Annotated in this window: 18 protein-coding genes and 2 pseudogenes; 4 read left to right on the top strand and 16 right to left on the bottom strand. The window is 61.2% G+C overall.

Going from position 1 to position 19,492, the window contains the following annotated elements:
- Positions 1-1,046: pseudogene (locus M6689_RS09110) on the top strand (right-handed parallel beta-helix repeat-containing protein); the annotation flags it as partial.
- A gap of 123 nt (positions 1,047-1,169) precedes the next feature.
- Here the strand turns inward: M6689_RS09110 and prpC are convergent.
- Positions 1,170-2,300: a 2-methylcitrate synthase gene (gene prpC / locus M6689_RS09105; RefSeq protein WP_298270553.1), complete on the bottom strand. Its 1,131-nt coding sequence runs from the start codon at positions 2,298-2,300 to the stop codon at positions 1,170-1,172.
- Positions 2,297-3,184, bottom strand: a complete 888-nt coding sequence (prpB, locus tag M6689_RS09100) for a methylisocitrate lyase (RefSeq protein ID WP_298270551.1) — start codon at positions 3,182-3,184, stop codon at positions 2,297-2,299. The genes prpC and prpB overlap by 4 nt, the downstream gene beginning before the upstream one ends.
- 161 nt (positions 3,185-3,345) lie before the next feature.
- On the opposite strand from prpB, the gene M6689_RS09095 reads away from it, so the two are divergent.
- Positions 3,346-3,843: a ferritin family protein gene (locus M6689_RS09095; RefSeq protein WP_298270548.1), complete on the top strand. Its 498-nt coding sequence runs from the start codon at positions 3,346-3,348 to the stop codon at positions 3,841-3,843.
- Positions 3,844-3,942: 99 nt separating this feature from the next.
- Here the strand turns inward: M6689_RS09095 and M6689_RS09090 are convergent, their stop codons facing one another.
- From M6689_RS09090 to xseA, 10 genes are all read right to left on the bottom strand, one after another.
- Positions 3,943-5,304, bottom strand: a complete 1,362-nt coding sequence (locus tag M6689_RS09090) for an HD domain-containing phosphohydrolase (RefSeq protein ID WP_298270545.1) — start codon at positions 5,302-5,304, stop codon at positions 3,943-3,945.
- 212 nt (positions 5,305-5,516) lie between these two features.
- A complete protein-coding gene (gene cydB, locus M6689_RS09085) occupies positions 5,517-6,545 on the bottom strand; it encodes a cytochrome d ubiquinol oxidase subunit II (RefSeq protein WP_298270543.1) in 1,029 nt (342 codons plus the stop codon).
- Position 6,546: 1 nt separating this feature from the next.
- Entirely contained in the window at positions 6,547-7,899 is a 1,353-nt protein-coding gene (locus M6689_RS09080) for a cytochrome ubiquinol oxidase subunit I (RefSeq protein WP_298270541.1), read from the bottom strand.
- 136 nt (positions 7,900-8,035) lie between these two features.
- Positions 8,036-8,446, bottom strand: coding sequence for an RrF2 family transcriptional regulator (locus M6689_RS09075; protein WP_298270539.1), 411 nt, complete (start codon positions 8,444-8,446; stop codon positions 8,036-8,038).
- Between the two features lie 169 nt (positions 8,447-8,615).
- Positions 8,616-9,896, bottom strand: coding sequence for a tetratricopeptide repeat protein (locus M6689_RS09070; protein WP_298270537.1), 1,281 nt, complete (start codon positions 9,894-9,896; stop codon positions 8,616-8,618).
- A gap of 7 nt (positions 9,897-9,903) precedes the next feature.
- Positions 9,904-10,194: a J domain-containing protein gene (locus M6689_RS09065; RefSeq protein WP_298270535.1), complete on the bottom strand. Its 291-nt coding sequence runs from the start codon at positions 10,192-10,194 to the stop codon at positions 9,904-9,906.
- A gap of 119 nt (positions 10,195-10,313) precedes the next feature.
- Positions 10,314-12,191, bottom strand: coding sequence for a 1-deoxy-D-xylulose-5-phosphate synthase (gene dxs / locus M6689_RS09060; protein WP_298270533.1), 1,878 nt, complete (start codon positions 12,189-12,191; stop codon positions 10,314-10,316).
- Positions 12,191-13,084, bottom strand: coding sequence for a polyprenyl synthetase family protein (locus M6689_RS09055; RefSeq protein ID WP_298270531.1), 894 nt, complete (start codon positions 13,082-13,084; stop codon positions 12,191-12,193). The genes dxs and M6689_RS09055 overlap by 1 nt, the downstream gene beginning before the upstream one ends.
- Positions 13,085-13,154: 70 nt before the next feature.
- Positions 13,155-13,385: an exodeoxyribonuclease VII small subunit gene (locus tag M6689_RS09050; RefSeq protein WP_298270529.1), complete on the bottom strand. Its 231-nt coding sequence runs from the start codon at positions 13,383-13,385 to the stop codon at positions 13,155-13,157.
- A 75-nt stretch (positions 13,386-13,460) separates the two neighbouring features.
- The gene (gene xseA / locus M6689_RS09045) at positions 13,461-14,801 is read right to left on the bottom strand and encodes an exodeoxyribonuclease VII large subunit (RefSeq protein WP_298270527.1); all 1,341 of its coding nucleotides are present in this window, start codon (positions 14,799-14,801) and stop codon (positions 13,461-13,463) included.
- A 96-nt stretch (positions 14,802-14,897) separates the two neighbouring features.
- Here xseA and M6689_RS09040 point away from each other — a divergent pair, with 96 nt between their 5' ends.
- Positions 14,898-16,301 (top strand): ParA family protein, encoded by a 1,404-nt coding sequence (locus M6689_RS09040; protein WP_298270525.1) that lies wholly within the window; start codon positions 14,898-14,900, stop codon positions 16,299-16,301.
- 16 nt (positions 16,302-16,317) lie between these two features.
- Here M6689_RS09040 and M6689_RS09035 read toward each other — a convergent pair whose 3' ends face one another.
- Entirely contained in the window at positions 16,318-17,295 is a 978-nt protein-coding gene (locus M6689_RS09035) for a divergent polysaccharide deacetylase family protein (RefSeq protein WP_298270522.1), read from the bottom strand.
- Between the two features lie 208 nt (positions 17,296-17,503).
- Here M6689_RS09035 and M6689_RS09030 point away from each other — a divergent pair, with 208 nt between their 5' ends.
- Entirely contained in the window at positions 17,504-18,274 is a 771-nt protein-coding gene (locus tag M6689_RS09030) for an ADP-ribosylglycohydrolase family protein (protein ID WP_298270519.1), read from the top strand.
- Between the two features lie 23 nt (positions 18,275-18,297).
- Here the strand turns inward: M6689_RS09030 and M6689_RS09025 are convergent, their stop codons facing one another.
- The 3 genes and pseudogenes from M6689_RS09025 to M6689_RS09015 all read right to left on the bottom strand — a co-directional run.
- Positions 18,298-18,732, bottom strand: coding sequence for an RES domain-containing protein (locus M6689_RS09025; protein WP_298270517.1), 435 nt, complete (start codon positions 18,730-18,732; stop codon positions 18,298-18,300).
- Positions 18,732-18,968 carry an MbcA/ParS/Xre antitoxin family protein gene (locus M6689_RS09020; protein ID WP_298270515.1) on the bottom strand — a complete coding sequence of 79 codons (237 nt, stop codon included), beginning with the start codon at positions 18,966-18,968 and terminating at the stop codon, positions 18,732-18,734. The genes M6689_RS09025 and M6689_RS09020 overlap by 1 nt, the downstream gene beginning before the upstream one ends.
- A 401-nt stretch (positions 18,969-19,369) precedes the next feature.
- A pseudogene (locus M6689_RS09015) lies at positions 19,370-19,492 on the bottom strand (transposase); the annotation flags it as partial.

Below are 19,492 nucleotides of genomic sequence, written 5' to 3'. Positions count from 1 at the left end.
AACGAAAAATTCAAATACGCAATATTCATTTCCGTGGGACTGTTGCTGCTGACGGGTTCTCCGAACACATACATTTGTTGAACATCAATGCAGCTACAGATGTGACCATATCGGATTGCTGGTTTTCCGGCTGGCGAGGAGATGGTATCTATCTAGGTTCAAGTAACCTTGCTGAAACAGAAAGGCACAACAAAAGTATTGTTATTAAGAACTGCAGTTTCGATGGGATGAATAACGATAACAGAAATGCCATAAGTGTCATAGACGGTGATGGCGTAGAAATTGACAACAATTCGTTTACCAGATGCACCAGATCAAACATGCCCGGCGCAATCGACCTCGAACCGGACCCAAATCGTTTTTCAGTTATTCAAAACATAAGCATAACTCGGAACAAATTTGACAAAATAGGTGGAAGTGTCGGCATAATTGCACTTGTATTACCGTTAGCGCAAAAGGATTTAATTAACCCATCACGCAATATTCTAATACAAGGTAATATCATTAATGGCTTAATTGATTCCAATCGCTCAAAAGGTATAACTCTAATTCAACATCAGAACGTTAATGACACAGATACAGCGAATGAAATCACCATTAAAGGAAATAACATAAATAACACTTCCCGTCCATTTGTATTATTGGGGATAAAAGGCGTAACTATAGAAAATAATGCTTTTTCAGACTCAGTATTTTCTGGATTAATATCTAATATCAATGATCATAAATCTCAAGACGTAGCCTTTAAAAATAATATTTTCGAATATATGGGAAGTATTGAAGGATCAGGAATCACTATTTTCAGTTCTAACAATATTTCATTTACAGATAATGTTTTCGACAACATTGGCTTATCAAGTGGAACATATGGTATAGCCATCAGTATACCCAATATTAACGTAAACATGATAAGAATTGAAAACAACCAATTTAAAGGTAAAACAACAACTCATGCATTATTGCTGAATAGTTATACTGATCCTGCGAAATATACGATACAAAACAATTCCTATGACACCAACATAAAGCCAGTTATCTATCAATAATCACAACATAGGAGTTGGCCGCCGGATACGACGGCGTGTTTCTGGATGACGCGGTGGAGAAGAAATATCCCAAGGCACCGAAGGAGTTCATCCACCAGTGATTCATTCCCATGGGCATTTTTCTCATCCCCGCTCCCCGATCGGCACGAACGCCATCGGCTCCGGCCCGACGTACTCGGCGACGGGGCGGAAGATCCGGTTATCGGCCCGCTGCTCGATGATGTGGGCCGACCAGCCGGCGATCCGGGCGAAGACGAAGACGGGGGTGAACATGGAGGTCGGTATCCCCGCCAGGTGATAGGCGGAGGCGCTGTAGAAGTCGAGGTTCGGGTAGAGCCGCTTCTCGCGGAGCATGACCTCCTCGATCCGCTCGGAGACGGCGAAGAGGGTCATGTCGCCGGCCGCCTCGCCGAGGCGCCTGGACCACTCCTTGATCACCCGCGAGCGGGGGTCGGCCTCCTTGTAGACCCGGTGGCCGAATCCCATGATCTTCTCCTTGCGGGCGAGCATGTCGAGGAGCCCCCGCTCCGCCTCCTCCGGGGACCGGAAACGGGTGATGAGCTTCATCGCCTCCTCGTTGGCGCCGCCGTGGAGCGGTCCCCGCAGGGTGCCGATGGCCGAGGTGACGGCGGCGTAAAAGTCAGGGAGGGTGGAGGCGGTGACCCGGGCGGAGAAGGTGGAGGCGTTGAATTCGTGCTCGGCGTAGAGGATGAGGGAGGCGTCCAGCATCCGGCGGTGGAGTTCCGCCGGCTTGCTCCCATGGAGGAGAAAGAGGAAATGGCCGGCGAGGCTATCTTCGTCCGTCTCCGTGTCGATCGCTTTTCCCCCCGCGTGGAAATGATGCCAGTAGAGGAGCATGGAGGGGAACGAGGCGACGAGCCGGTCGGCGATGGCGTACTGGTCGCGCCCCTCCCCTTCGGGCTCCATGGTGCCGAGGGCCGAACAGGCGGTGCGAAGCACATCCATCGGGTGGGCTGCGGCGGGGAGCTGCTCAAGGACCCTTTTCAGCCCTTCGGGGAGCCCGCGCAACCCCTTGAGCCGCGCCCGGTAGGCGTCGAGCTCTCCCGTTGTGGGAAGCCTGCCGTGGATCAGGAGGTGGGCCACCTCCTCGAACGCGGCCTGCTCGGCCAGGTCGTAGATGGAGTATCCGCGGTAATTGAGCCCCTTCCCCTTCTTTCCCACCGTGCTGATGGCAGTTTTCCCCGCGATGACCCCTTCGAGGCCCGGGCTGTACGAAACCGATGGACCGTTCATGGCTTCTCCTCCTTTCCGAAGAGCTCGTCGAGCTTGCGCTCGTAGTCGTGGTAACCGAGAAAGGCGTAAAGCTCCTCCCGCGTCTGCATGGTCTCCACCGCGCCCCGCTGGCTCCCCTCCTCCCGGATCGCCCGCAGGACCCGGAGGGCCGCTGCGTTCATGGCGCGGAAGGCCGAGAGCGGGTATAGGACAAGGGAAACCCCGGCCGAGGCAAGTTGCTCGCGGGTGTAGAGAGGGGTGACGCCGAACTCGGTCATGTTGGCGAGCACCGGGATGCCGGCCGACTCGACGAACCGCCGGTACTGGTCGAGCTCCGTGAGGGCCTCGGGGAAGAGCATGTCGGCTCCCGCCTCCCGATAGCGGCAGGCCCGCTCGATGGCTCCCTCCACCCCCTCGGTCGCCAGGGCGTCGGTCCGGGCCATTATGACGAAGGAAGGGTCGGTGCGGGCATCGACCGCCGCCTTGATCCGGTCGACCATCTCGGCGGTCGGGACGATCGCCTTGCCGGGGCGGTGTCCGCACCGCTTGGCCGCCACCTGGTCTTCGATGTGAATGGCGGCGGCGCCGGCCCGGATCATCTCCCGCACCGTCCGGCCGATCATGAAGGCGTGCCCCCAGCCGGTATCCGCGTCGACCAGGAGCGGCAGGCGGCTGGCACCGGTGATCCGCCGCACCTCCTCCAGGACGTCGGTGAGGGTGGTCATCCCCAGGTCCGGCAGTCCGAAGCAGGCGTTGGCCACCCCCGCCCCCGAGAGATAAAGGGCGCGAAAACCGCAGCGCTCCGCCATGATGGCCGTGTAGGCGTTGATCGCCCCCACCACCTGGAGCGGCGTTTCCCGATCGAGGGTGGCGCGCAGCATCTCCCCCGGCGTACGTGGTCCCATCGTCTCCCCTCCCGAAGGCAAGAGCCCGTTTCGTTTACAGTTTACACGGGAACCGGGGCGAAACAAGCCGCCCCCCTTCCCCCCATTTGACACCGCCGCATTATCCGCTAAGGTTATCCGTAACTACCCCGTATACACACCAACCGGAGGAGGAGAAATACATGCCAGAGGAAATCGACGTACAGGAAGCCATCAGGAAATCGATCCAGACCGAGAAGAACGCCATGAATTTCTACGAGCTCGGCGCAAAGCAGATGAGGGAGCGGGACGCCATAAGGGTATTCGAGCTCCTGGCCAGGGAGGAGCGCGAGCACGCCGGCCACTTCTACCGGGTCTACAAGGGGGGCGACATCCCCGACTTCGACGAGTTCATGGACGCTCCCCCGGACGAAGAATCGAGCTGGATGCTCTCCATGGGCAGGGCGATAAACGCGGACTTCAACGAGCAGATGGCGCTGGAGCTCGCCATGGAGAAAGAGCTGGATCTGGAAAAGGACCTCCGGGAGACCGCGGCGCAGATAGCCGATCCCGAGGCCCGCGCCATCTTCGAGCTCAACGCCCGGGAGACCCGCAACCACTACGAGATGATCGAATCGGAGTACGCGCGGCTCATGACGATGGTCCACGAGTCGGACATGGACATTTACGTCCGCGAGTAGCGCGGCCGCGTAAAGATCGCCGATCCCGGAAAAACGAAAAGGGTGCGACACACACGTGCGCACCCTTTCGTTTTTTCCCTGCTCCATGCGAGCGCCGATTCAGACGCCGCGCTTCATTTCCGTACCCGTGACGTTCAACCGGCAGAGGATGTTTTCGACCGCGGCATTGACCGTATGATGGATGCCGCAGCCGGCGATCTCCTTCTTCAACGCCTCGAACTCCTCCCGCCCTATCTCCATGAAAACGTCCACGACCTGCGGATCGAAATGGCTTCCCCGCCCCGCCAGGATCATCGCCTTTGCCTCTTCGAACGATATGGGGCTGCGGTAGGGGCGGTTGCTGATCAGGGCGTCGAAGACGTCCACCACCGAGAAGATGCGGGCCGCCAGCGGGATTTCGGTACCCTTGAGGCCGGCGCTGTAGCCGGAACCGTCCCACTTCTCGTGGTGGTAACGGACCACCTCGGCCGCCGGCCTCAGGAACTCTATGGTGCCGATGATCTCAAGTCCCTTCTCCACATGGGAGCGTATGACCGCCCCCTCCTCCGGGGTGAGCCCGCCGGGCTTGAGGAGGATCGAGTCGGGGACCCCGATCTTGCCGATGTCGTGAAGGTAGGAGCCGAGCACCAGTTTGTCGAGCTCGTCCTCCGGAATCCCGAGCCGCTCGCCGATGTAGAGAGAGACGGCGACCACCCGTTCCGAATGTCCCTCCGTCTCCATGTCCCGCAGTTCCAGGGCCTTGATGAGGCTGCGGATGGTGTCGAAGTAGGAGAGACCCAGGGAGCGGTAGGCGTCCTGGAGCTTCTCGTCGTAGTCGATAAGGCTCGTGGCGGCGGCCTTGAACCGGCCGTAGAGCAAAAAGTAGAGAAGCAGGAAGATAACGATCGCGATGGAGACCACCAGGACGATGTGCCCCGTGAGGAGCTCGAACTTCGGCGCCTTGCGATAGACCTCGACCGCTCCCTGCACCTTGCCGTTGACGAATACCGGCGCGTACATCTCGACCAGGGTGCCGAACTCCTTCAGATTGAGGTTTTCACTGTCGCGGGTATCCTCGATCTCCACGAAGGTCCGGCCGGTGCGCACCGTTTCCATCAGGCGCTCGTTGCCGGGGAAACGGTGTCCGACAAGCTCACTGGCGCGATAGGCGTGGATGAGGGTGCCGTCGGCCGACCAGAGCTTGAACTCGACCAGGTCCCCGAACTCCATGAAGACGTTGATGTTGGAAACCGTCGCCTCCAGGCTCTTCGGGTTTTCCAGCAGATCGTGGGGACTGAAGCAGATTTCCTTCTCGATGAAGCGGTGGAGCAGAGCCGCCGATTCCACCTGATACTGGTGGAGATGGTAGCGGTAGATAATCAGGGGAACGACCACCGACAGGATCAGCGCAAGGATGACGGTAATCCAGAAGCTGCGTCTGAAGAAGGTCCTGAGGAGTTTATGGGCAACGACGTCTGCCATGGCTGCTCACGAAATTGGGGGAGGCGGCGGGGAATCCGTCCTGGTCCTGTTTATTATTATCGGCCGGAAATGCCGCCGGTTTACTGAAAAATGACGACTTTCCCACAGGGGGTCCACCTATCGGCAGCCGGAAAGAGAGGGGCGTACTATACAACGAAAAAAGCCTGCAGTCACGCAGGCTTTTTTCGTCGGCATCTCGCAGCGGTTGCGAATCAGTAGGCGTTCTTGTCCCCCAGAACCTCGGCCTCCGTCACCGGTGCCCGGAAGATCCGGTAGACCCAGATCTTGTAGGCAATGACGATCGGTACGAAGATGAAGGCGACGATGGTCATGAGCTTCAGGGTGTACGGGCTCGACGAGGAGTTGTAGATCGTCAGGCTGAAGTTCGGGTCGAGGCTTGACGGGATCAGGTTCGGGAAGAGTCCCGTCACGCCGGTGGCAACCACCATCAGGACCGTCACGCAGGAGGCTGCAAAGGCGGCCAGAGTCGCCCCCCGGGCGGAGAGCACCCTCGTGGCCAGGAGCGCCGCCACCGCCAGGAGCGGGACGACGAAGAGAAGAGGCGCCGAGAGGTAGTTGTCGAAGAGCCTGGTGGCAAACCTGGTGTAGGCCAGGAAGGCGACCGCCACCACAAGGAGCGCCGGCCAGGCCTTGTCGGCCAGGGCCTTGGCCCGGGCACTCAGGTCGCCGACGGTCTTCACCGCCAGGTACAGCGCCCCGTGCACCGTGAAGAGCAGAACGAAGAGGACGCCGGTCAGCAGGCCATAGGGGTTGAGCAGCGAGAGGAGCGAGCCGTGGTAGCCGGCGGCATCCATGGGGAGCCCCATGAAGATGTTGCCGAAGGCCACGCCGAACAGGAGCGCCGGGAGGAAGCTCGACACCTGGATCGCCACGTCCCAGGCCCGCTTCCATCCTTCTCCCTCGACCTTGCCGCGGAACTCGAAGGAAACCCCGCGGACGATGAGCGCGAGGAGCAGGAGCAGCAGCGCCGTGTAGAGATAGCTGAACATCAGCGCATAGGTGGTCGGGAACGCGGCGAAGGTGGCGCCGCCGGCGGTGATCAGCCAGACCTCGTTGCCGTCCCAGACCGGACCGATCGTATTGATGAGAACCCGCTTCTCGCCATCGGTCCCGGCGAGGATGTTGTGGAGAATGCCGGTGCCGAGGACGAAGCCGTCGAGCATGAAATAGACCGCCCAGAGAACACCCCAGAGCACGAACCAGGTAATCTGCAGTTCCATGTTACACCCTCCTTGCCGATACGGGTTTGATGATGCCGGAGAGGTCGTCATCGGGTCCTTTCCGGGCGTACTTGATCAGGAGGTAGATGTCGACCACGCCGAGAAACCCGTACAGAAGGGTGAAGCCGGCAAGCGATCCGACCACCTGGGCGGTCGTGATCGACCTGGAGACCGCGTCGGAGGTCTTGAGCACCCCGTACACGATCCACGGCTGCCGCCCCACCTCGGCCACAACCCAGCCGAGCTGGTTGGCGATGTAAGGGAGCGGAATGGCATAGACCAGCACCTTGAGAAAGAGCGGGAAGTTCTGGAGCCGTCCCGTGCGGGAGAGGAACACCCCCACCAGCGAGAGGAGGATGAAAAGGGTGCCGAGCCCCACCATCGCCCGGAAGCTTAGATAGGTGAGCATCACCGGCGGACGGAGCTCCCGCGGGAAGTCCTTGAGTCCCTTGATCTCGGCGCTGGGCTCGTGGAACGCCAGGAGGCTCACCATGTTCGGGATGCAGAGGCGCTCAATGGCGTTGCACTCGCGCTTCTCGTCCGGGAGGAGGATCAGGTTCAGCCCTACCCCCTTCCTGGTTTCCCAGACCGACTCCATGGCGGCGAACTTGGTCGGCTGGGTCTTGGCCACCTCAACCGCGTGGAAGTCGCCGATCACCCCGACGAGGATCGCGGACACAAGGCCGAAGACCGCCGCCAGCTTGAAGGAACGGGTGAAAAAATCGGGCTGGTTCTTGCGCAGAAGGTGCCAGGCGGAGATTCCCATGACGAAGAACGCTGCCACGGTATAGCCGGAAACGATCTGGTGGCCGAATTTCAGCAGGCCGTAGGGATTGGTCACCATCGCCAGGAAATCGACCATCTCGGCGCGGCCGTTGCGGAGCACGTACCCCACCGGATGCTGCATCCAGCCGTTGGCCAGAAGGATCCAGAGGGCCGAGAGGTTGGTGGCGATCGCCACCAGCCAGATGGAGACGGCGTGGAAGGTCTTGGAAACCTTGTTCCAGCCGAAGATCCAGACCCCGATGAAAACCGACTCCATGAAGAACGCCACGGTCGCCTCGATGGCCAGCGGCGCCCCGAAGATGTCGCCGACGTACTTGGAGTATTCGGCCCAGTTCATCCCGAACTGGAACTCCAGCGTGATCCCCGTGACGACCCCCAGGGCAAAGTTGATCAGAAAAAGCTTTCCCCAGAACTTGGCCATCTTGAGCCAGGTCTCGTCGCCGCTTAAGACGTAGCGCGTCTCCATGAACGCCGTGAGAATGGAGAGGCCGAGGGTGAGCGGTACGAATATGAAATGGAACATGCTCGTAACCGCAAACTGCAGCCTGCTCATGAATAAGACATCCATTGCCGTCCTCCTTTTAAGTGTGTGTTTATCGTGAGCCGCTCCCGGGACGTATTCGCGGGAGCGGTTTCGAATCGGAAATTTCCGTTCAACCTTACCATACAGGACCTATTTTGTCCTTTATGCGGACAAAAAAATCCTACTTCGTGCGTGTCGCAAGTTCCTTGATGGTCACCCCATCGAGCACTTCCACCACCTTGCCCTGCACCTCGCGCCAGACGGGATGGACGCCGCAGGTGCCGTCACGTTCGCAGGAGCCGGCCCCGAGGAGGCAACGGTTCGGCAGGATCGGCCCCTCCACCGCCTCCACCACCTCTCTCAGGGTGATCTGCTCGGCGGAGCGGCCGAGCGTGAAGCCGCCCCCCGCCCCCCGAAACGACTTGACGATGCCGATCTTGGCAAAGCTCTGGAGGATCTTCGCCAGAAAGGTCTGGGGGACCTCTGCCGCCTCGGCAATCTCGCTGATGAGAGCGACCTTCCCCGGCGGAAGCTGTGCCAGGTAGATAATGCCCCGGATCGCGTACTCTCCCTTGCGGGTCAGTTCCATCATAAAAACACCTTTAGGACCGTTTTAGTCCTTTTATAAATGAGACCTCCGATACTGTCAAGGGATAATCTGCGGCACACCCTACATTTCTGTATGGTGCAGCACCAACAAAAGGAAAAGGGCCTGCCAAGCGCGGGCCCTTTTCTTGTTTGCCATCTGGCGACTGCCGGATTCATCGGCCGCTGCCGCCGTATTCCCGCGCCATGTACGCACGCCACTCGCCCATAACCCCATCGTAGTTCAGCCCGAAATCCTTCAGGCCCGAGGCGATCGCGGCCTCGATGGTCTGCCCGTCGCCGAGGGCGGTCAGGATAGACCGCACCCGGTACCAGCCATAGGTCGTCACCATGAAATTCACCACGGCGTAACTCTCCTCGTACGCCAGTCGGACCTCTCCGGCACCGAGGGCCGTGAACGGTCTCTCCATGGTCTTGAGAGGGATGAACCGACCCTCCCGCGCCGCCCGCCCCAGCTCCACCAGCGGCGTGTTGTTCTCCAGCCGCCCCTGGAGTTCGGCAATCCCCTCGTTGAGCCAGGTGGGACAGTTACCCTTCGTCAGGTCGCGGATCACGGCATGGGTATACTCGTGGCGCAGCGTGGCCATGAGCTCGGGGGTAATCTCCGTAACCCCTCCCACCGGAAGCCGGATCTTGCCGTCGTAGAGCCCCCCCGACCAGTCGGGGGAGCGGGTGACCTCGCGGTAGTCCTTCCTGGTGTAAAGGATGACCGGCACCCGTGCTTCGGGGAAGTAGTCGAGATCGGTGCCGACACTGTTGTAGATGGTTTCGAGGGCGCTCAGAAGGTCAAGGGCGATGCCCGGCCTGACGTCGGCATCGTAGGAGAGGATGAACCGCGAGCTGTGCCCCTGGTCCATCTTCGTCTCCACCGCCTGTTCCCTCCGCATCCGCTCCAGCAGGGCGGCCAGGGAAGGATCCGACGGGGCGAGGGCGGCGGCTTTTTCCCAGTAGCGGAGCGCCTCATCCGTTTCGCCGGACTCGTACCGGATCCGGCCCAGAAAATAGAGCCCCTCCGCCGTATCTCCGCCGAGCGAAGCGGCGCTCTCCAGCTCGTAACGGGCAGGCTGGTAGCTCTTGGCCAGGGTGAGCGCAATCCCCTTCAGCAGATGGTAGCGGGGATCATCGGGAAAGAGGGCGCTCGCCTTGTCGAACTCCGCGGCCGCCTCGGCATAAGACTTTCGGTCCAGAAATCGGTGGCCGAGCATGGCATAGCCCATGGCCAGATTACTCTTGAGGGTCTGGTCCATGCCGTAGAGGCTGTACGCCTTCTCCAGCTGCTCGATCCCCTTTTCGAGCTCACCGCGGTCGAGGAGCTGGACGCCATAATTGTTGTGCAGGATGGGATCCGCCCCCAGGGCGTTGCGGGAGGCAAAGGGGAGAGAGGCGGCGGCAAGCAGGCAGGCGATCGGGACGAGAGGCGTGAATCTCCGTTTCATGGCATGCTCAGCGGCTGTCCCAAAGGGGCGTACCTTCAAACTGCATCCGGAGTCGCTCCTCGGGATTCTGCTCGTAGAACTCCTTCTCCGAGAAGGAGAAGCAGTAGTTTTCGACGTAGTCGCGAAGCAGGCGGTAGGCGGCGTTGATGAGCCTGATCTCCGCGGAATCGGGGTGCGCACCGGCATCGGGATGGCAGCGCCTTACCAGCTCGCGGTGCCTGCTCTTGATTTCCCGAAGCGTCACCCGGTCGGTCAGGCCGAATATCTCCAGGGCCTTCATGAGGTCTCGATATGTCATTTCACCCCCGCCCTCCAAGCATCACGCCCGGTCGTATTATATCAATCTGCCTCGTTCAAGACCACCCCTGCGGACGCATCAGGCAAAAAACAAGGCCGGGTAGTGACCCGGCCTTCGCCTCATCTTCCGAAAAACTCCCGCGCCCGGGCCGCGATCCCCGGCGCATCGAGCCCGTGGATCGCCCGCAGTTCGTGTTGTTCACCCTGTTCGACGAAGCGGTCCGGGTAACCGAGCCGAAGGACCGAAGCCCCCGTCACCCCCTCCTCCTCCAGAAGCTCCAGCACTGCCGTGCCGAATCCGCCCTGGACGGCGTTCTCCTCGACGGTCAGCAGCCGGTCGAACCGCTGCGCCAGGGAAAGGACGAGCTCCCGGTCCAGGGGCTTCACGAAGCGGGCGTTGACCACCGCGAGGTCGATCCCCTCGCCGGCCAGCTCCTCCGCCGCCTCCCGGGCAGGGTAGACGGTGGTGCCGACGGCGAGGATCGCCCCGTGGAGCCCTTCCCTCAGCACTTCGCCCCTGCCGAGCGGCAGGCTTTGGTACGTCTGGTCGAGGGAGACGCCGTAGCCGTTCCCCCGGGGATAGCGGACCGCGGCAGGCCCCTCGTGCTCCAGGGCGGTCCTGAGCATGTGCTGCAGCTCGTTCTCGTCCTTGGGAGCCATCAGGACCATGTTCGGGAGAGGCCGCAGATAGGAGAGATCGAAGAGACCGTGGTGGGTCGGGCCGTCACTCCCGACCACCCCGGCCCGGTCAATGGCAAAGGTGACCGGAAGGTTCTGGAGACAGACGTCGTGGAATACCTGGTCGTAGGCCCGCTGGAGAAACGACGAATAGACGGCGAAGACCGGCCGGTACCCCTCCGCGGCAAGCCCCGCGGCGAAGGTGACGCCGTGCTGCTCCGCAATCCCGACATCGAAGAAGCGCTCCGGAAACTCCGCGGCGAATGGGGTGAGTCCGGTGCCGTCGGGCATGGCGGCGGTAAGGGCCACGATCCGGTCATCCCCGGCGGCAAGCTTTTTGATCGCCTCGCCGAAGACGCCGGTGTAGGAGGCCGCCCCTCCCTTCCCCTTCAGCACCTTGCCGGTCTCGATCTCGAACGGCCCCACGCCGTGGAAAAGGGCCGGCCGTTCCTCCGCCGGAGGGTACCCCTTTCCCTTCCTGGTCAGGACGTGGATCAGCACCGCATCGTCGAAACGCCGGACCTTCTCGAAGGTTGCCGTCAACCGTTCGATGTCGTGACCGTCGATGGGGCCGATGTACTCGAACCCGAACGCCTCGAAGAGCATCCCCGGGGTGAAGAGCCCCTTGAGCGACTCCTCGGCCCGCTTGGCCACCTTGAGGACACCGCGGCCGATCCGGTCGAGGCTCCCGAGGAAACCTTCGAGCTCCTTCTTCATGGTATGGACGAATTCGCTCGTGACGGTGCGGTTGAGGAAGTTGGAGAGCGCCCCCACGTTCTCGGCGATCGACATCTCGTTGTCGTTCAGGACCACCACGAGATCCTTGTTCAGGTGTCCGGCGTGGTTGAGCCCTTCGTAGGCGATCCCACCGGTCATGGAGCCGTCGCCGATCACCGCGATCACCTTGTTGCGCCCTCCCCGCAGGTCACGGGCAGCCGCAAAGCCGAGGGCGGCGGAGATCGACGTGGAGGTGTGGCCCGTGTCGAAGGCGTCGTGGGGCGACTCGTTTCGCTTCGGGAAACCGCTGATTCCGCCGAGGGTGCGGAGCGTTCCGAACCGCTCCCGCCGCCCGGTGATCAGCTTGTGGGCGTAGGCCTGGTGCCCCACGTCCCAGATGATCCGGTCCGTCGGCGATTCGAACACGCGGTGTAGCGCCAGGGTCAGCTCCACCACCCCGAGGCTCGGGGCGAGATGCCCGCCGTTTTTCGCGCAAACGGCGATGATCTCCTGCCGGAGCTCGCCGGCAAGCTGTGCCAGCTCCCCGGGGCTCAGCCCCTTCAGGTCGGCGGGGGACGCGATGCGGTCGAGAATGGCGGACATCAGGACTTCCTTGAGACGATGTAGCGGGCGATCTCCCGCAGCGGCTCGGCCTTGTCACCGAACGGCGCCACGGCCTCCAGGGCGAGGTCTACCAGTTCCCGGGCACGGCGCTTCGAGTCGGCCAGTCCCATGATGGCCGGATAGGTTGCCTTCCCCCGGGCCTCGTCGCTCCCGGCGTCCTTACCGATCTGCTCCGTGGTACCCTCGATGTCGAGGATGTCGTCGGCGATCTGGAAGGCGAGGCCGACGGCCTCCCCGTACTTCGTCATCGCCTCCAGCGCCTCATTCCGGGCGCCGCCCAGGATGGCGCCCGCCTTGACCGAAGCCTTCATGAGGGCGCCGGTCTTGTGGGTGTGGATGTACTGGACCGTGGCAAGGTCGATATCCTTGTTCCCCTCGCTCTCCATGTCGACCACCTGTCCCCCCACCATGCCGCGGGAGCCGGCGCAGTAGCTTATCTCGCGGATCACCGGCAGCAGGCGCTCGGCGCCGACCCGGGCGGCATACTCAGGGGAGCTCATCAGGATGAACGCCTCGGTGAGAAGGGCGTCTCCCGCCAGAATCGCGATCGCATCGCCGAAGACCTTGTGATTCGTCGGCCGGCCGCGGCGGAAATCGTCGTCGTCCATGGCCGGCAGATCGTCGTGGATGAGGGAGTAGGTATGGATCATCTCCATGGCGCACGCCGCAGGCATCGCATCCGCGATCGCCCCCCCCACCGCCTCACAGGCGGCGAGCATCAGGATCGGCCGGACCCTCTTCCCGCCGGCAAAGACCGAATAGCGCATGGATCGGTGGATGGAGGAAGGGAGTTCGTCTTCTGCGGGGAGGTAGCGCTCAAGCGTTTCGTCGACGAGGGCGCAACGTTCTTTGAGATAGCTTTTCAGTTCCATGGGATCTCGCTTTGAAATGAATGGATTTGACGTATCCTGGAGGGGGACGGACGGCGCCGGTCGGGCGGCGCTATTCGTCGTCGAGCCGGAACGCTTCCTTGACGAAACTGCCGTCCTTCTTCTTGAGGAGGAGTTCAACCTTCTTCTCGGCCTCGTCGAGCTTCTTCGTGCAGAAAGACGCCATCTTGACCCCCTCTTCGAAGGCCTTGAGCGAGTCGTCGAGGGAGAGCTCTCCCTCTTCGAGCTTCTTGACGATATCTTCCAGTTTCTTGAGGGCGGTTTCGAACTTTTCGACGGCCATATCGCTACTTTCCCGGCAAAAATGAAGGATTCATTATACCGATTGTATACTTCGAGTCAAGGAATTGCGCGCCTTTCACCCGTCAGCCGACTCGACCAGACAGAGGGCCTTGCCGCGGTGGAACCGAAGCTCCAGCCGGTCTCCCGGGGCGATCTGCCGAAACTCCCTTACCACCTGCCGTGCCGGAAGCCGGAGGGCGATGCTGTACCCGCGGGCCAGGGTCCCGAGGGGGGAGAGCGAGTCGAGGCGTGCCGCCGCCACGGCCGTCGCCTCCCGGACCCGGTCCAGCCGGCGGCGCAAGGCGGCCTCGCTCCGTCCCGCCAATACCAGTACCCGCTCCCGCACCCGCTCCATTTCCAGGGCCGGGTTCGTCAGCCGCAGGTGATTCCCCAGCCCTTCAAGCGTTGCGCGCCGATGGCGCAGCGCGACGGCGATCGCCCGTTCGCCGCGCAGCGCCAGGTCGTCGACCCGCTGGGCGAGGTGACCGAGAAGCATGGTCGGATCCCGCAGCGATCGGCTGAGGCTTTCGAGCTCGCCGCGGCTCTCGGCGAGCCGCCCCCGTACCCTCTGGACGAGCCGGTGCCGCAGGAAATCGACCCGGGCCGTCAGTTCCTCCTTGCTCTTGACCACCATCTCCGCCGCCGCGGAGGGGGTCGGTGCCCGCAGGTCCGCCACGAAATCGGCGATGGTGAAGTCGACCTCGTGTCCCACGGCGGAGATGACCGGGATCCGGGACCGATGGATCGCCCGGGCGACCACCTCCTCGTTGAAGGCCCAGAGGTCTTCGAGGGAACCGCCCCCCCTGCCGACGATGATGACGTCGATCGCACCATGGCGGTTGAGGTCATGGATGGCCTCGGCAATCTCCTCGGCGGCCCCCTCCCCCTGCACCTTCACCGGGCGGATCAGCACCTCCAGATTGGCGAAGCGGCGGTTCAGGACGTGGAGCATGTCGTGAATCGCCGCTCCCGTCGGTGAGGTCACGACGCCGATCCGCTGCGGCAGGGCCGGGATCGGCCGCTTGCGCTCCTCGGCGAAGAGCCCCTCCCGGCCGAGCTTCTCCTTGAGCTGGAGGAACGCCAGCTGCAGCGCCCCGATCCCACGGGGCTCCAGGTACTCCACGAGGAGCTGGTAATCGCCCCGCTGGTCGTAGACGGTGACCCGCCCCCGCACGATGAGCCCCATCCCGTCCTTCGGCCGAAACCTCAGGGCCCGGGCCGAGGCGCGGAACATGACACAGCGGAGCTGCGCCCCGGCATCCTTGAGGGTGAAGTAGAGATGCCCCGACGACGGCATCGCCAGGTTCGACACCTCCCCCTCGACCCAGACGTGCTCAAAGTTCTCCTCCAGGACACCGCGGATGAGCCCGGTGAGCTGGCTTACCGTAAGTATGCGTTTTTCTGCGAAAAGCTCCACGTATCCCCCTGCCCTGATCCGGATTTTCCCCCGTTTCTAACACAGGGGGCGGTGCGTGTCAAACCGGGTTGACCGGCGGAGCGGCGACAGTGTAGTATGGTCGCCATGCATAGTTACCCATACGTGATCACCGTTTCTTCGGAAAAAGGGGGGGTCGGAAAGACCACCCTCGCCACCAACCTGGCCATCTACCTCAAGGCGCTTGACGAAAACCTGCCGGTCTCCATCTTTTCCTTCGACAACCACTTCACCGTCGACCGGATGTTCGAGATCAGGGGACAGCGCACCACCGGCACCGTGGCCGACCTCCTGATGGAAACCCCAGGCAGGGATCTCATTCACACCGGCCAGTACGGCGTCGGTTACATCCCGTCGTCGGGAACCCTCGCCGACCTGAAGGGGGCCGTCAAAGGGCCGATGGTGCTGGCGCGGCTCCTGGCGCTCTCCCGCATCCCCGGCATCATCATCGTCGACACGCGCCCCGACCTGGATATCCTGACCCAGAACGCCCTCTTCGCCGCCGACCGGGCGATCATCCCGGTAAAGGACATGCCGAGTCTGGAAAACTGCAAGAACATCTTCGCCCTCTTCGACCAGCGGGGCCTGGACCGCAAGAGCCTCTCCCTCATCCCGTGCCTGGTGGACGAGCGGATCAAGTTCGACGGCCCCTTCGCCGACCAGAAGTCGCTCCTGAAGGCCTACGCCATCCACCGCGGCTACCGCTGCTTCGAGACGTACATTTCCAAGAGCCCGAAGGTCGAAAGCCTCAACACCAACCCGGACGGCAAGATCTATCCGATCCTAACCCACGCCAAATGGACCGAGGTCCACGGCCAGTTCGCCCAGCTCGCCCAGACCATCATGGAGGAATACCGCGCCACCTCCGAGCCCCGCGCCCTTCTCTTCCACCAGTGGCTCCGGACCGAGGAGGAGCGGAAGAAGGAGGCCTTCTTCGCCCGGCTTTCGGGGCTGAAATCGGAGTGCATCCTCTGCAACCGCCCCGTTTCCGGCGAAGGGAACGAGCGGGTTTCCTTCTATTTCGAGGTCTCCGACGGCAGCGCCGCCGGCTTCCTGGAGGAGGAGTGCTTCTTCGGCCTCCTCACCGCCAACATCTACAACCTGGACGCCACCCTCGGCGACGATGACCCGACCCTTCACATCCTGCGCGACACGGCCCGGGAATCGGCGTTCGTCTTCCGACCGGTCACCAACGGCAGCGGCACCACGGTCGATTTCCACCGCTTCGATCTAGAAGGGGCCCACCTGATGCGGAAGAGTTACGCCCTGAAGGAATACGATGGAGGGATGTTGCAGCGGGAGCGGAGCAGGCTCTATACCATGATGGCGGAGACCTTTGCCGGACGGCTCGAAACGACGGCGGACAGCTTTCTCCTGGTTCATCCGGTAAACCGGGAAAAACCGGAGGCGATCCTGAGCGAGGACAACTACCGTGGAATAGCCCGGCTAAGGAAACAGATCGCGCAGCAGGTCATGGCCTGACAAGCCGGGCGACATCCTATCTCACGAGCTGCGACACCGGAACGAAGGTAATCCCTTCGTCCCGCAGCCGCGGCAGTTCAGCGACAAGCGTCTGGATCGTGGCCGGATGGGGGTGGCAGATGGCGATGGCGCTCCCCCGCTTGCGGGCGATGGCCGCCGCCTGGGCCAGTTGCTTCGCGATGTAGCCCCGCTCCTGGATATTGTCGAGAAAGACGTTCCGAGCCGCCGTCCTTACCCCCAGGGAACGGGCCACGTCATACCCCACCGAAGCCGGCGAGGTCTTGCTGTCCACGAAGAAGAGCCCCCGCTCCTTGAGCACCCCGAGCACCACCGTCATCTTCTCGCGGTTCTCCGTAAACCCCGACCCCATGTGGTTATTGGCCCCCACCGCCAGGGGAAGTTCCTGCAGGTAGCCGTTCAGCCGCCTCACGATCTCTTCATCGCTCTGTCCGAGCAATAGCCCGTTCTCTTCGAGTTTCCGCCCCGGATACCCCTTCGGCTCCATGGGCATATGCACCATCACCTCGACGCCCCGCCTGCGGGCCTCTTCCGCAACCTGCCTCACCCGGGGAAGGCCGGGGATGATGGAAAACGTCAGCGGGACCCCGATGTCGAGAAGGGAGCGCGCCTCCTGGACCCCTTTCCCCATGTCGTCGATGATGATCGCAAGGGTCCCGGGACCGGTGCTCCTCGGTATGGTGTGCCTCTCGGCGCGGGGAATCGGAGGAGAAACCACGACCGCCGTGTAATCCTCATGCACCGGCTCCTTTTCCCGTTCGCGAACGGGAAGCCGGTGCTGCTCCCGCGCCGGCAGCCTCTCGGCCGACTCCCGCGCCGGCCCCGGGGAAGGGTTCTGCCTGCGTGGATGATTCAAATAAATGAGGGAACCGACAACGGACAGGAAGAGAAACGCGACCACAACTAGCGGGAAAAGGGACCTCCTCCCCTTCCCCTTTTTCCGGTTCGACCGGACGTTCTTTCCAGGTTTAGCCAAGGAACCACCTTCATGCTGGAGTTAACGGCGCCCCGTTGTATAGCACATGACTCGACGGCAAGAAAGAGGAATGTGCTGCGGCATCCATGAACCTTTCCCTGGTACAATGGTACGCACAGGAACTGAAGGGTAACGGGTACGATTCGGCAACGGAAGAGGACAAGACGTTCGATCCGCGAAACAGGATATTCTTCAGGAGACAACCACCATGCTCGGAGCGATAGCCGGCGATATCATCGGCTCGGTGTACGAGTACCAGCCGATCAAGAGCGAGGAGTTCCCCCTGTTCGGACCGGACAGCCACTTTACCGACGATACGGTAATGACGGTGGCCGTCGCCCATGCCATCCTGGAAGGTATCGATTATGCGGCGGCGATGAAGGCTTTTGGTCGGAGGCATCCCGATGCGGGCTATGGCGGCTCCTTCATCAGATGGATATTCGAAGATGCCGTGCTGCCGTACAATAGCTGGGGGAACGGAGCAGCCATGCGGGTGAGCCCCATCGGCCTGGCGTTCGACAGCGTCGAGCGGGTGCTGCGGGAAGCGAAGCTGAGTGCGGAGATTTCCCACAATCATCCGGAAGGGATAAGGGGGGCCCAAGCGACCGCCCTTGCCGTTTTCCTGGCGCGGACGGGTGCGGGAAAGGAGGCCATCCGGCACGAGATCACCCGGCGTTTCGGCTACGACCTGAACCGCACCATCACTGATGTGAGGCCGCGCTACGGTTTCGACGTGTCGTGCCAGGGTTCCGTGCCCGAAGCGCTCATCGCCTTTCTCGATTCACGGGATTACGAAGACACTGTCAGAAAGGCCGTATCGCTCGGGGGGGACAGCGATACGCTGGCATGCATCGCGGGCGGCATCGCAGAGGCGTTCTACAGGGAGATCCCCCCTGTCATCGCGGACACGGCGCGACTGTTGCTGCCGGAGGAGTTCCTGGCGATCATCGACAGGTTCACCCGGATATACCCGGGGTGAACTCTTTTCTCAGAAGCCGCGTGTCATACTCGACCGGTGCAATATCGGCGATGGTCACCGCGGAGAACTTCGGATGCAGCGGATTGAAGAGATAATTCCCCCCCTCGCCCCGCCCCACGGCGGAAGGCACCCGCAAACAGGAGGGATCGTTTCGACTGCGCCCACCGCTTGCCCATTTCGATCAGACGGGCATTGGGATGTGGCAGCAGCCAATCCGGCGGCAGTTCGGCAACAGGGACCGTCTCGCTCGTTGAGCTGTCCGGCAGTTCGTACACGATGCGACAATAATGCTTGGGTGTGGAAAGACGGATCAGGACTTCAAGGGCAGCCAGGGCCGCCGACTCGGCGATATAGATCATCGGGACACCTTTGGGGTTCCAGCGTCCGCCGTAACGCCGCGCACCTTCACCGGACAGATCGCCGGCAAACTGCTCTTCGGCGATCCTGTACAGGAGCATCAGACAAAGACCCCGTGCTGAAGCCGGCCGAGCTCGTCGAGAACCTCCTGGGCGCCGGTGAAAGAGGTGAGGTAATCCAGGGGAGCCTTGAAGCGGAAGGCATAGTTGGGGGTCTTGAGCCAGATAAGGGCGTTTCCCGGCGCCCCCAGGACCTCCACAGCCCGCTCGTAGACCTGGCCCAGCATCAGGATGTGGTCGGAAAGGTGGGAGTCGAGGTTTCTGTAAGTCCTTATCACACCGCGTTTTTTGTGATTCTGAATTTCGTCGATAATTTCGTCTGGGCACCCGGTTGGAGCGATGGGCAGAACAATTGCGGACGCTGGTGAAACCGCCCTCCCTTGTAGACACAAAATAGGACCGGAGGGGCAATTAATCAACAACCTTAAATTTTATACCTTTCCCTATCATGCTCCAGCGAGATAGCTCTTAATTGTTCTTTATCATTATCATGGCGTTTATATCTATTATCAATAAATATATTAAGCTCCATTATTCTGATACTGACAGCTTGCTTAGAAGTGCCAAATACATTTTGTAAACCATTCAATGTATCTGTAAAATCGTTTCTACTACTAGGGTTATCAGTAAGATAAATCTTACCAATTGGAAACCGAGATCATCGGAGATTGTAAATTTTAAGTTCTATCTGCCACCGCTGTTTGTAAATATCTGCGATAGTCTTTGCCGGAAGAGCAAGGTTATTTGTCAAGAACACATACTTTTTGCCGGTCTCCTGATCCACATACGAGATGCGCCTCAA

This window comes from Geobacter sp. (assembly GCF_027327745.1).
Taxonomy (GTDB): domain Bacteria; phylum Desulfobacterota; class Desulfuromonadia; order Geobacterales; family Geobacteraceae; genus Geobacter.
The sequence above is the reverse complement of the archived record's forward strand: the minus strand, read 5'-3'. Positions and strand labels throughout refer to the sequence as shown.

Coding starts and splice junctions, on each gene's coding strand:
- M6689_RS09050 (WP_298270529.1), bottom strand. CDS start 13,385: ATGGCCGTCGAAAAGTTCGAAACCGCCCTCAAGAAACTGGAAGATATC.
- cydB (WP_298270543.1), bottom strand. CDS start 6,545: ATGGAACTGCAGATTACCTGGTTCGTGCTCTGGGGTGTTCTCTGGGCG.
- M6689_RS09065 (WP_298270535.1), bottom strand. CDS start 10,194: ATGACATATCGAGACCTCATGAAGGCCCTGGAGATATTCGGCCTGACC.
- M6689_RS09075 (WP_298270539.1), bottom strand. CDS start 8,446: ATGATGGAACTGACCCGCAAGGGAGAGTACGCGATCCGGGGCATTATC.
- M6689_RS09055 (WP_298270531.1), bottom strand. CDS start 13,084: ATGGAACTGAAAAGCTATCTCAAAGAACGTTGCGCCCTCGTCGACGAA.
- prpC (WP_298270553.1), bottom strand. CDS start 2,300: ATGAACGGTCCATCGGTTTCGTACAGCCCGGGCCTCGAAGGGGTCATC.
- M6689_RS09090 (WP_298270545.1), bottom strand. CDS start 5,304: ATGGCAGACGTCGTTGCCCATAAACTCCTCAGGACCTTCTTCAGACGC.
- M6689_RS09095 (WP_298270548.1), top strand. CDS start 3,346: ATGCCAGAGGAAATCGACGTACAGGAAGCCATCAGGAAATCGATCCAG.
- M6689_RS09080 (WP_298270541.1), bottom strand. CDS start 7,899: ATGGATGTCTTATTCATGAGCAGGCTGCAGTTTGCGGTTACGAGCATG.
- dxs (WP_298270533.1), bottom strand. CDS start 12,191: ATGTCCGCCATTCTCGACCGCATCGCGTCCCCCGCCGACCTGAAGGGG.
- M6689_RS09070 (WP_298270537.1), bottom strand. CDS start 9,896: ATGAAACGGAGATTCACGCCTCTCGTCCCGATCGCCTGCCTGCTTGCC.
- prpB (WP_298270551.1), bottom strand. CDS start 3,184: ATGGGACCACGTACGCCGGGGGAGATGCTGCGCGCCACCCTCGATCGG.
- M6689_RS09030 (WP_298270519.1), top strand. CDS start 17,504: ATGCTCGGAGCGATAGCCGGCGATATCATCGGCTCGGTGTACGAGTAC.
- M6689_RS09040 (WP_298270525.1), top strand. CDS start 14,898: ATGGTCGCCATGCATAGTTACCCATACGTGATCACCGTTTCTTCGGAA.
- M6689_RS09025 (WP_298270517.1), bottom strand. CDS start 18,732: ATGCTCCTGTACAGGATCGCCGAAGAGCAGTTTGCCGGCGATCTGTCC.